Source organism: Kiloniella sp. (assembly GCF_965205715.1).
Taxonomy (GTDB): Bacteria; Pseudomonadota; Alphaproteobacteria; order Kiloniellales; family Kiloniellaceae; genus Kiloniella.
Genome location: NZ_CBDBHW010000001.1, coordinates 257,380 through 269,407, shown reverse-complemented (window position 1 = coordinate 269,407; position 12,028 = coordinate 257,380). Strand labels below are relative to the sequence as shown.

The window sequence follows — 12,028 nt, the reverse complement described above, 5'->3', positions numbered from 1 at the left end:
ATGAACAATCCAGATATTATTTAAGACACAAGGAAAAGGCCCATCATGTCTTCCATGTCTAAAAAAGACGAAGATCTGCTTTTTATGCCAGATCTACACTCTGCGACCCTTCGTAAGGGGCGCCGTATTGCCTATGTATTAACCTTCATTGCCTTCCTCTTTTTCCTCGTATTTGGCACCTGGGCAACCATGGCTGAACTTGATGAAGTCACCCGGGGGGATGGAACATTCATCCCGGCCCAGAAAACCCAAATCATCCAAAACCTTGAAGGCGGGATTATCACTGAAATCCTGGTTCAAGAAGGAGATGTCATCGATAAAGGCGATATCCTTCTTCGGATCGATAACTCTCAAGCATCCTCTAGTGTTGATGACCTTACGAGCCAGCTCCGTATTTTATCAGCGACAGTAAAACGCTTAACTGCCGAGCTTAATGATACGCCATTAGAATATACTGAAGCAGAAATGGCTGATGCTCCTGACGAGGTGTCGGATCAGACCGCCCTTTATGGTGCACGGAAACGCCAGCAATCGGCACAAATCAAGGTTTTAGAAAACCAAGCCCGCCAACGTAAGCAGGAAATTTCTGAAGTTCACAGTCGTATTGGCCAGCTTAAGAACTCACTCAACCTTGCGACACAAGAACGAAACATTACCAAGCCGCTGGTTGACAAAGGTATCTCCCCTCGTTTGGAACTCATCCGGATCGATCGCCAGATTGCTGATTTACAGGGAGAGATCAAAACCCTCCGTGTCAGTCTGCCCCGTCTTGATGGTGCGGTTTTAGAAGCCAAACAACGCATCGATGAAATGGTCCTGACAACGAAGGCTGAAGTTTCAGATGAACTAAATCGCTCTCGTACCGAAATGAAATCAATAAAAGAGCGTATTTCTGCAGGTGTTGATACAGTTCAGAGAACAAGTATCGTCTCCCCGGTTCGCGGTACGATTAAAGAACTGAAACGTAACACCGTTGGCGGTGTTATTCGCGGCGGTGAAGACATTGTTGAAATCGTGCCTCTTGATGACACCTTGATCGTCGAAGCCAAAATCCGTCCATCAGACCGTGCTTTTTTACGCGCGGGTCAAAAAGCAACCATTAAGGTTACAGCTTATGACTTCTCTATCTATGGCGGCCTGGAAGGTAAGTTGGAAAGAATTTCCGCGAGTACCATTAAGGATGAAGAAGGTGAGAGCTTTTACCGGGTTTACCTTCGTACCGCTGACAACAAGATCGTTAGCAAAGGTAAAGAGTTGGAAATTATTCCTGGGATGACAGCAAATGTAGAGATCCTGACGGGTAAGAAAACCGTTATGGATTATCTGCTAAAACCGATCCTCAAAGCACGCGATTCCGCGATGAGAGAAAAGTAAACATTTATCTCTAATTCTATGTGGCGTGTTCAGGACAAAGGGCACGCCACATATCTCGGAACAACTCCCTAATCAATACAACGTGAACGCGACAAAATTTAACGCCTCACACCATAAAAATTAATACTCTATTAAGCAGTTACTCGTCATTTTAAAGACCCTATTTATTGTTCAAATTTGGCGAGCGAGAGCCACCGTTGATAGATTTAACCCGTTGATCCATTTCAGCCCGGTAAAAGCATTAAAAAGAGTAACCCTGGCGACTTCTTTGGCATCTGTTCTGATGAGCACGATACCGATGACCTCGGTTCACGCCCAATCGCTAGGCGATCTGGCAAATGCAGCCAAAGGCAAAGGCACAGCGTTATTTAATACGGTAGAGTTTAGATCCAAGTCTTTTAGAGCCCTACCACAGTGGGCACGTGTACTGAAAAAAGCCAAATCTGAAATAAAATATTTTAATTCATGCGCGAATAACTCGGCAAACTGTAAAACGGCTCAGCAGAAATCCTGGCGAAAGATTATTCACTCAGCCAAGAATATGTCACGTCGACAAAAACTCGACACGGTAAATAAATTCTTCAACAGATGGCCCTATAAACTCGATAGTGAAGTCTATGGCGTAAGTGAGTACTGGGCCTCACCTAACCAGTTCATGAGAACATCAGGCGATTGCGAAGATTATTCCATCGCAAAATATTACGCCCTCCAAGAACTAGGTTTCAGAGATAGTGAGATGAGAATTGTGATCTTAAAGGATAGGATCCGTGGTATTGGTCATGCGGTACTGGCAATTTATGAGAAGAACGATATCCTAATTCTGGACAGTCTTTCCAATTTGATACTGACCCACAAAAAATATCGGCATTACGTGCCGCAGTATTCAATGAATGCGACGACACGTTGGGCACATATCAAGTAAGATGGCTGGATAAATGGATTCTCTCCCGGGGCGGACTTGGAAGAAGACTTGGGGATCAAGAAAGCTTTGCGGGGGAAGAGCGGAGAACATGAAGAAAAACGGTAAAGAAAAATTTGAATTCCATGCCATCAATAATATGGCGAGTTCTGTACGTCCGGCAAACAAACGGACCATGGTTACGGGTGCACTCGTCATCGGTGCCTTGGTTCTTTTGTCGATCATCGTCCCTGGATTGATTATCGAAAACAGAAAAGACGAAGTCATCGCCAAAGTACAGGACCGACAGGAAATCCTGGCATCGGGCAGAAGTGAGCTAATCCAGACTTGGTTGGAATCCGTCCGTGCCCAGTCTGACCGCCTGGTAACCAACGAACTCTTCCGTCTCTTCGCTTATGAAGTTAACCTTGCGGGCGGGGATTTCACCCAAATCGTCCCCCCCACTCCCGACGAAGATCCTGATTCAAGCCTTGGTGTTTCCCTGTTTGAACAGTTACCGTTCATGGAGCGGGTATTAACCGACTTCACCATCAACAGCGATTTCACCACCAGCTATCTGTTTGGTAAGACCGGTATCGCCTATTTGACCAGTGGTGGAGCGGCCCCGATTAATTTGCAACAAAAAGCCTTGGCGCTTTCTAACTTTGGCCGCAAGGACGTCACCTTTGGCCCGGTTCGAAAAGATTCCACAGGTCTGGTCATCGATCTGTTACTGCCTGTCCTGCCCGCGCAATCAGAAGCCGACGAGGAAGAGCCCGTAGGTCTCATGTTGCTCACCTTTCCGGTCACGACAAAGTTTGCTGAATTTTTATCCCAGCGCGACCTCTCTGAAACTGGAGAGGTCACGCGCATGGTACAGATAACCAATACGGGATATCAGGAAATTGTGCCCAAGGAACCTGAACTTATCAAAAAGATGACGATGGAATCTGAAAGCGGTGATCACTTTGCCTTTGCCATGCGTCCCAGCATCAGTGGAAACGGCGCGGAAGTCTATTCGGTCGGCGCCAAACTTCTCGGTGATCAACTGTGGGTACTCCAGGAGATCGATCGGTCTCAGGCAGAAATAAGCCTCGCCGAGTTTAGAAACATCGCCTATTTATTCGCAGGGCTGGTTGTTCTGATCGTCGCTGCGGTCTTCCTTGCGTTTTGGTGGCGCCTTAACAGTGAACACAATGGCGCCCTTGCCAAACAGTTTAAAGAGCTGGCCACCCGTATCCATGCGCAAAAACAGCTGTTGGATAAAATCAACGGCTCTATCGCTGACTTTATTGGTCTCAAGGCCGTGGACGGCAGTTATCGCTATGTGAACCCCGCCTTTGCCAAGGGGGTTGGCCGCGACGAAGAAGAGATCGTTGGCATGGATGACGCGGCAATCTTCGGTACCGGAACCGCAGCAAGAATGGCCAGGTCAGATCAACGCGCCGTCAGCGATGGCGGTGTGGTAACCACGAACGAGCGCGTGTTCCTCAACAACAAGGAACACCATTTGCAAATCAGCAAGGTGCCCTTTGTCGGCGAAGACAATCAGGTTTCCGGCATCGTCTCTGTGTACCGGGACGTCACCCAGATTGTCGAAGAACAACGCAAGAAGGAAAAAGCCGTCAAGCAGATGGTTGTTGCCCTGGTTCGTGCGGTCGAACTGCGCGACCCATACCTTGGCGGTCACTCTCGCCGGGTATCTTTCTTTGCCCTCATGGTCGGTAAACGTATGAACCTGTCAGAGATTGAGGTGGCAACTCTGGAAGTCTCATCCAACCTGTCACAGATCGGTAAGCTCGCTATTCCCCGTCGCATCCTCAACAAACCAGAACGTTTGACACCGGAAGAAGTGGCACTGATCCAAAAGCACCCGGAAAACACGCAGCAACTGTTGCGCGGTATTGATTTTGACCTTCCGGTGCTGGAAACCATTATGCAGATGCACGAACGTCTGGATGGCCAAGGCTATCCCAAAGGACTTTCAGGTGATGAAATCCTGATTACGGCGCGTATTCTTGGTGCCTGTGATGTCTTCTGCGCCAGAATTGAGCCGCGATCCTATCGTAATGGCCTCGATCCTCAGCGGGCACTAGAGATCCTCGACGATAACAATGATCGCTACGATACCAAGGTTATCGATGCGCTTCGTGATGTGGTCAATTCTGTTGAGGGTGAGAAGCTCATCGCCTCTATTCAGCATTAGGATCCTGCAGGTGTATTTCAGTAACAGGATAACCAGAGGGCCACTTAAAAAGGTGGCCCTTTTGACGATTACACTTCTCTCTGGCTTCCTCCTTGCGGCCCACTCCACCACCTCGGCTCAGGCATCTCAAAAGCTCGCCGCACAAAAGCGTATGGTGGTCAATGCGATGGAATACCCCTGGAGCACCATCGGCAGGCTCAACGCCGCCGGGCGGGCACACTGTACAGGGGCCATGGTCAGCGATCGTCATGTGCTCACCGCCGCGCACTGTATCTATGATGCCAAGACCGGACGGTGGCTCGCCCCGCAGGAATTGCACTTTATCGCCGGTTACCAGTTCGATGAATACAAGATCCACTCCAAGATAAAATCCTACAAAAAGTCCGCGGGCTATAAGCCCAAGAACGAGGCCTCTGCCCGAAACACAGAAACCGACTGGGCTCTGCTGGAACTCACCAAGCCCATCGGCACCCAAACCGGTTGGCTCAAGCTATCTGGCCTGACCAAAGAAGTACGCAAGCGGATCAGCAACAGACAGTCGGTCCTAATCAGTTCAGGCTATCGTGCCGGTGCGCCCAATGCCCAGACTGTGGATTTCAATTGCAAACCGCCCGAGGGCTTCAAGAACAGTGACGGCATTGCCCACCAGTGTTTCCTGCAAAATGGCGACAGCGGCTCTCCGCTACTGCTCTATGATCGCGAAGCCTTCTCCATTGTTGGCATCAACGTCATCGGATTGAGTGCGGACAACGGTCGGGTCAACGACTATGTCGGCGCTCTCAACGCGCTGCGGTTCAATCCCAAGACCCCCAAGCGGGATATCAAGTCCAGCATCGGGAAGCTCGGCTTTCTCTGGGACAGCGGCACCCTGCCCGCCCCAGGCAGTAAAGCCTCGGCCATTCCGAACCAAACCATCGCCGCCCTGCTCTCCCGCGAAGGTTATCTTCTTGGCAAGCCGCGTAACGCTAAGCCCGAAGCAATAGACGCCGCACAAAACCGCTTTCTCAAATCCAAAGGCAAAGCTAAAGAGCGCACAAAACTACAGCTCCTCGGTGATCTCATCCTCTCCTTAAAATAAGGCAGACAGTGCCTGCCCTCTTATCGGATCGGATCAACTTTTATTCGCAGTATTTATATGTGCCCCTCGTTTAAGCCTAAGACAGTTTGCCCATTTTCATATAATGGGTACAATTGATTGCTAACTTAGGAACAAAGAGCGAAGTGTAGGTCACCTACACGAGCGATGCAGTAACGACAGGTAGCGGTTAATTGTAACCATTATTTTTTTAAGGAATTTATTGGCATGGACCATATATTTACCGATGGCGTAGGCTCTATTACCGTGGTGAACGGCAACGTGCGCATTGAACTGCGTCAGATCGTGCGCGACCCGGCCAATGCCGGCAAACTAACCTCAGAGCCGACAACCACCCTGATCATGCCCCTGTCTTCGCTCAAAGACGCCACCATCAAACTGGCCAACACCATGGAAAAAATCCAGTCAGACGAAAAAGCCAAAGCCCAGATGGAAGAGCAGGAAGACGATGAAGACGCTTTGACCCAGTTATAAGGGGTTACGATAAAACTTTTACATAGTTCTATCGGCATACTCTGATACCAAGATCTATAAAGCCCCGGACCTCTTTGGTCGGGGCTTTTTGTGTGCCGAGAACAAATATACGAGCGTTTTGAACTCTCACAACATTTTTGTAGACAAACAAAAGGGCGCCCCGAGGGACGCCCTTTTCTATTTTCAAGCAAACTACCTATTAGATAGTGGTCATCAAAATTGTTTGATCATCATCAACCTGTACTTTGACTTGATCAGAAATTCCAACACCATTAAGTGTGGCAACATCTGTGAAGCTGCTCCCCGCCTGACCATCAGAAACAGATACCGTGGTTTCCGTCCCATTTGAATCCAGCTTGACATAAGTATCGATGTTGCCAGCATTCAATCCGTCAATCGCAGCTTGATCAAGCCCTGCTTCCACAAGGAGATCGTGAAGGTTAAGGATATCACCCGTACCATCGTTACCAGCACCATTACCGTTGAAATCAGTAATAACATCAACAGAACTCAAATCACTGAGTGTGAAAGTATCCTCACCAGTACCACCGACCAATGTGTTAAGGCCAGTACCGCCAATCAGGATATCATCCCCTTCTTGACCGTAGATGATATCATTACCAGCACCGCCGTTGAGGATATCATCCCCACCTTCACGGCCAATACCATCCACGACAGTCTCCACTGCCAGTGCAGCATGGTTAGCCTGAACATAGGTGACGATTTCATCGCTGTTGGAACCACTACCATTGGTATCAGATAGGAGATCGTTTAGAACAGCAAACCCTGTCCCATCTTCCGTGATACCACCAAGATGATCAGTGTAGATACTATCGCCGAAGATAATGTCATCGCCATCATTCCCGATAATTGTATCATCTCCTGCGACATCTAACTGATTTAATGGATTTAAATCACCCACGACTGATGTTAGCTGAGCAGAAGTCGTAATGTTAGTCGCTGTACTATCGCTATCCACCAGACTTAAAATATCAAGTGCAGTCCCATACGTTGCATCAACTTGATCACTGCTCAAAGCGATACCAATGGCTTGAACATCATTTTTCACACCATTAACTTCAACGTTTTGCAACAAGCTAATTTCATTCACGTTATCACTGCCGAGGCCTAGAGCATCTTCAATGTCTCGTGTATGGAAACCACTTCCCCCTTCGTAGTTGGAACTAGAAGTGTAATTATCCGTGGCATCTGTATATCTTGACGGTACACCATCGGAAATGAATATGGTCTTGTTCACACTCGCATTTTGAAGTGGTGCATCACCTGTTGTTTGGTTGAACCAATTGTTCGTTGCTCCAAGTGCAGCCTCATAGTTAGTCCCGCCGCTATTATTTAAGCCAGTTACAAACCCTAAGGCATTATTAAGGCCCTCTGTTGTTGTAACAGTATATGTACCTTCGGCAGATGCATAAGAATTAAAGCCTGTTAAATGCACCTTAATGATATTGTTCTGATCAGAACCCAGCTCATTTAAGAGATCAGCAACAGCAGATTTCATTGCCGCAAATCTTGATTGCGTTGTATCCCCGAAAGTAATTTCTGTACTCATACTTCCTGACATATCAAGTATCAATGCAACATTGATGACTTGGCCTGTAAGAGTACCCCCTCCGACATCGCCGACCAAGATATCATGGCCACTCGTACCAGTGATTACGCCACTAACATCAGTAGGTGATGTCGTGTCGACTTCATGAGCTTCGCTTTCACCATCAATGTCAGCAACATTTTTACCAACAACCAGGGCATCCTGATCACGAACATCGATTGTAACAGTCCCGAGATCTTCATCACCGGAATTAGAAGCCTCATAATCGAAGGTTACACCAACAGGAGGAACAGATGCCTTATAAGATAGATCACTAACAGAGAATTTATCGCTTTTATTATCTGCCCCATCTTTAACACCGACTTCTAGTCTATGGAAATCTGCCCCGCCGATATCAAATGAGTAAGTTGACTGTGAAGTTGGGTCTCCTGGTTGAGGTGTTTCCGGAGCAGGAAAGTCCCCAGAATCAATTACATTTCCAGCTTCATCATAGATGGTCCAAATTGCAATTTCACCGCCGTTTTGAGGTTTCAGAGTTAATTGAATTTCTGTAACCGCCTCTTCGCCAAAATCAAAAAGAATTGCTTCATTTTCCTCAATTTGCGAATTGCCGACAGACACCCCATTTCCAAGCGTATGTGAAATAGTTGTTAGATTACCATCTTCATCCCATCCGGACGTCTTAATACCATTCCAATCGTAATAAAGGTCTCCATCTGTATCTGTTGGCTTATCATTAGCACTTGCTCCAACCTGGATTGAAGTTCCTGCCTGATCTTCTGTTGCCGTCCAGAACACCCGAGTATCAGGATCGTTTGGAATAGTATCATCAACAGCCAACTGAACAGCTGGTTCCCCGTCAATTGAGATCCAAAGTGTTCCATAGGAAGGTAGTGATTTCAGTACATAACCAAACCCATCAACATCGGTGGAACCTTGGTCATAAGCACCAAAATCAGCATTGGTTGTGTCATCATCAGTAATCGCCTGACCATCATTGGCCCCGCGTTCAATGTTGATTTCACGGAAGAACCTCACACCAGTTGATCCCGTTGTACCAATGAGAGCAGCGACATCCGGAGGTAAATCGCCATCAGCCATATAGGTTGCAACATCATCCGCAACTACTGGCTCAAACGTATTAACAACATTGATCGTCAATGTCGTAGTGGAGATTTCGCCATCAGCATCTTCAATTGTGTAGGTAAACACATCGGACTTGTCTTCACTGACAACAGCTGTCTGTGTATAGGTGTAAGTACCATCTGATCCGAGAACCAGTGTTCCAAAATCACCTGAGATAGAAGCTGGAAGGCTGGATTGATCGCCAACAGCTCCCTTAGCAGCCCCAACAACGGTAATACCGCCATCAGCCCCTTCTGTATCTGCCAACAGAGCACTATCAGCATCGCCAACACCAGAAATCACATTACCTGTTGTACTGCCAAGCTCGGCAACACTGTCAATGTCAGACTTAGCAATCGGGCCATCGTCTGTAATGCTGATTGTGATGTTACCTGTAACTTCATCACCTGTCCCATCAACAACACTGATCGCAAAGATATCGCTCGGTGTCGTCGTATCGTGATTAAGCGCAGAAGTAAGCTCGTAAGAGTAAGTACCATCAAGGTTGATCGTCAGGTTACCGTGGGTACCTATAACGACCTGGCCATTTCCAATAACAGCAACTCCACCAACACTGATTGTGAACGTCTCACCATTGGCATCAATACCAAGGTCTTGTGGACCAGTGAACTCACTCGTAGCACTTGGCGTGCTACCTGTGGAAAGCCCGGCTTCATCAACAGAACCATTGCTGACATCAAGCGTTGGAATATCCGTGTTGTTAACAATGTTGATCGTCAACGTTGTTGTGGAAATTTCGCCATCAGCATCTTCAATTGTGTAGGTAAACACATCGGACTTGTCTTCACTGACAACAACAGTCTGCGTATAGGTGTAAGTACCACCGGAGCCAAGAACCAACGTGGCACTTCTCCGCTTTGTTGAGTAGATTTAGGATTTCAAATAGAGCATAGATTGATTATCTGGAATGGATGATTGTCTAATTTTGAGTTTGAAGTATTCGGTATCCTTGATGCCTCTGGCTCGCTTACGGATCATTCCTATACTGACATTACCAGCCTCTATCCTGGCGCTTGTGAGCTTGTGTTTGGCGTAGTTGCAGATGCCCACACAATGTTTCCGTAGGGATTTCGCGAACTTTTTTAGATAGAGCATCTGTGACTGATCTGCTATCAGGCACCAACGTTCCAGTTGCTCCGCCATCGCCTCAAATGAAGCGGCACTCCACAGCAGCTGAAGCTGTTCTTTCAAGACGTAAAGTGCATTCAGGTTGCTATTGCTCTCCAGCAACCTTTGCAGCTTGTCACTTTGTTTTTCACTCAACTTATCCGCATTTTTGAGCAACAGATAATGTGTCCCTTTCATCAACTCTTTACCACTTGGATCGGCCTTTCTGAACTCAAGTCGACGCTGATTATGGATAGCTTTGCTGTAGTTTTTCATGACGTGGAAACGGTCAAATACTATGTCGGCCAACGGCAAGGACTCTCTGACAGCCTTTTGGTAGGCAGGCCCCATATCCATCGCTACGGCCTTTATTTTGCAGGCTGTATCTGGTTGCAGTTGTTTCAAAAACCTTGAAAAAACCTCGGCAGTTCGGCCTGCTTCAACCCAGATCAGATGACCGCCAACCATATCGTAGACCACCGTCATGTAGTCATGACCTTTCGCCCGGGCAACTTCATCTACACCAATATATTCCAAGACAGTTAGCTCTGCAGGATCAAGCGTAGGGAGAGTTTCAATAAGGTATGCCCTGTCGATATTCTTGACCGTTTCCCATCGTATATCCAAATGTCTGGAAACCGCTTGAATAGACATATGCCGACATAATCCACTGATCAGTCGGCAAAATCGGTGAGTGAAACGGCACCCTTTATCAACAAAATCACACCCCTCAATGCGGCGTTCGCCCTTGTTAATATAAACCTGCGCCAGCTCAATCTCGACCACACAAGGATACCCAAAAAGGGGGATGTCGTTTACTTGTCGGCGGACATGCTGGTTGATGCTTCCCTTCTGGCCTGTAGCAGGGTCTATAGCCCTCCTACGCGCGTCTCGGCTGCAGTGAATGACAATCTTAACACCGCCGTCATCCAGTTTAATTTCATTTACACGTTGCCCTTTGAGGCCTAAAATATGCTGCGAGATGTTGATTGTCATATACCTGCTCTATGTAAAGTTATCAGAAACCATACATATCAACAGGTTACTTGGCGGTCGGCATCTTTTTCTACTCAACAAAGCGGAGAAGAGCCACCAACGTTCCATAATCACCTGTGATAGAAGCTGGAAGGATGGATTGATCTCCAACATCTCCTTTAGCCGCCCCAATAACGGTAATACCGCCATCAGCTCCTTCTGTATCTGCCAACAGAGCGCTATCAGCATCGCCAACACCAGAAATCACATTACCTGTTGTACTGCCAAGCTCGGCAACACTGTCAATGTCAGACTTAGCAATCGGGCCATCGTCTGTAATGCTGATTGTGATGTTACCTGTAACTTCATCACCTGTCCCATCAACAACACTGATCGCAAAGATATCGCTCGGTGTCGTCGTATCGTGATTAAGCGCAGAAGTAAGCTCGTAAGAGTAAGTACCATCAAGGTTGATCGTCAGGTTACCGTGGGTACCTATAACGACCTGGCCATTTCCAATAACAACAACTCCACCAACACTGATTGTGAAAGTCTCACCATTGGCGTCAATACCAAGGTCTTGTGGACCAGTGAACTCACTCGTAGCACTTGGTGTGCTGCCTGTAGAAAGTCCGGCTTCATCAACAGAACCATTGCTGACATCAAGCGTTGGAATATCCGTGTTGTTAACAATGTTGATCGTCAACGTTGTTGTGGAAATTTCGCCATCAGCGTCTTCAATTGTGTAGGTAAACACATCGGACTTGTCTTCACTGACAACAACAGTCTGCGTATAGGTGTAAGTACCACCGGAGCCAAGAACCAACGTTCCATAATCACCTGTGATAGAAGCTGGAAGGATGGATTGATCTCCAACATCTCCTTTAGCCGCCCCAATAACGGTAATACCGCCATCAGCTCCTTCTGTATCTGCCAACAGAGCGCTATCAGCATCGCCAACACCAGAAATCACATTACCTGTTGTACTGCCAAGCTCGGCAACACTGTCAATGTCAGACTTAGCAATCGGGCCATCGTCTGTAATGCTGATTGTGATGTTACCTGTAACTTCATCACCTGTCGCATCAACAACACTGATCGTAAAGATATCGCTCGGTGTCGTCGTATCGTGATTAAGCGCAGAAGTAAGCTCGTAAGAGTAAGTACCATCAAGGTTGATCG

8 protein-coding genes and 1 pseudogene are annotated in these 12,028 nt (G+C 47.4%); 5 read left to right on the top strand and 4 right to left on the bottom strand.

All coding sequences use genetic code 11. The features are described 5' to 3' along the window. Window positions 1-45: 45 nt before the first annotated feature. The 5 genes from ACOGW3_RS01340 to ACOGW3_RS01320 all read left to right on the top strand — a co-directional run bounded on the left by ACOGW3_RS01340 (window position 46) and on the right by ACOGW3_RS01320 (window position 6,048). Complete coding sequence (locus tag ACOGW3_RS01340) at window positions 46-1,374, top strand: HlyD family type I secretion periplasmic adaptor subunit (protein WP_419901307.1); 1,329 nt, start codon at window positions 46-48, stop codon at window positions 1,372-1,374. Between the two features lie 214 nt (window positions 1,375-1,588). After that, complete coding sequence (locus tag ACOGW3_RS01335; protein WP_419901306.1) at window positions 1,589-2,296, top strand: transglutaminase-like cysteine peptidase; 708 nt, start codon at window positions 1,589-1,591, stop codon at window positions 2,294-2,296. 88 nt (window positions 2,297-2,384) lie between these two features. Then, window positions 2,385-4,478, top strand: coding sequence for an HD-GYP domain-containing protein (locus tag ACOGW3_RS01330; protein ID WP_419901305.1), 2,094 nt, complete (start codon window positions 2,385-2,387; stop codon window positions 4,476-4,478). 61 nt (window positions 4,479-4,539) lie between these two features. Then, on the top strand, window positions 4,540-5,556 hold the full coding sequence (locus ACOGW3_RS01325) for a trypsin-like serine peptidase (protein WP_419901304.1): 1,017 nt from the start codon (window positions 4,540-4,542) through the stop codon (window positions 5,554-5,556). Window positions 5,557-5,781: 225 nt separating this feature from the next. Next, on the top strand, window positions 5,782-6,048 hold the full coding sequence (locus tag ACOGW3_RS01320) for a hypothetical protein (RefSeq protein ID WP_419901303.1): 267 nt from the start codon (window positions 5,782-5,784) through the stop codon (window positions 6,046-6,048). 199 nt (window positions 6,049-6,247) lie between these two features. On the opposite strand, the gene ACOGW3_RS01315 is transcribed toward ACOGW3_RS01320, so the two are convergent. The 4 genes and pseudogenes from ACOGW3_RS01315 to ACOGW3_RS01300 all read right to left on the bottom strand — a co-directional run. Next, entirely contained in the window at window positions 6,248-9,604 is a 3,357-nt protein-coding gene (locus ACOGW3_RS01315; protein ID WP_419901302.1) for a VWA domain-containing protein, read from the bottom strand. Between the two features lie 30 nt (window positions 9,605-9,634). After that, window positions 9,635-10,867 carry an ISL3 family transposase gene (locus tag ACOGW3_RS01310; RefSeq protein WP_419901301.1) on the bottom strand — a complete coding sequence of 411 codons (1,233 nt, stop codon included), beginning with the start codon at window positions 10,865-10,867 and terminating at the stop codon, window positions 9,635-9,637. Between the two features lie 70 nt (window positions 10,868-10,937). Continuing rightward, window positions 10,938-11,819 carry an Ig-like domain-containing protein gene (locus tag ACOGW3_RS01305; protein ID WP_419901300.1) on the bottom strand — a complete coding sequence of 294 codons (882 nt, stop codon included), beginning with the start codon at window positions 11,817-11,819 and terminating at the stop codon, window positions 10,938-10,940. Between the two features lie 81 nt (window positions 11,820-11,900). After that, window positions 11,901-12,026 (bottom strand): annotated as a pseudogene (locus ACOGW3_RS01300) (hypothetical protein); the annotation flags it as partial. Between the last annotated feature and the right edge of the window lie 2 nt (window positions 12,027-12,028).

What these genes read in the sequence shown, in the direction of transcription:
- ACOGW3_RS01340 (WP_419901307.1), top strand. Translation starts at nt 46, where the DNA reads ATGTCTTCCATGTCTAAAAAAGACGAAGATCTGCTTTTTATGCCAGAT.
- ACOGW3_RS01330 (WP_419901305.1), top strand. Translation starts at nt 2,385, where the DNA reads ATGAAGAAAAACGGTAAAGAAAAATTTGAATTCCATGCCATCAATAAT.
- ACOGW3_RS01320 (WP_419901303.1), top strand. Translation starts at nt 5,782, where the DNA reads ATGGACCATATATTTACCGATGGCGTAGGCTCTATTACCGTGGTGAAC.
- ACOGW3_RS01310 (WP_419901301.1), bottom strand. Translation starts at nt 10,867, where the DNA reads ATGACAATCAACATCTCGCAGCATATTTTAGGCCTCAAAGGGCAACGT.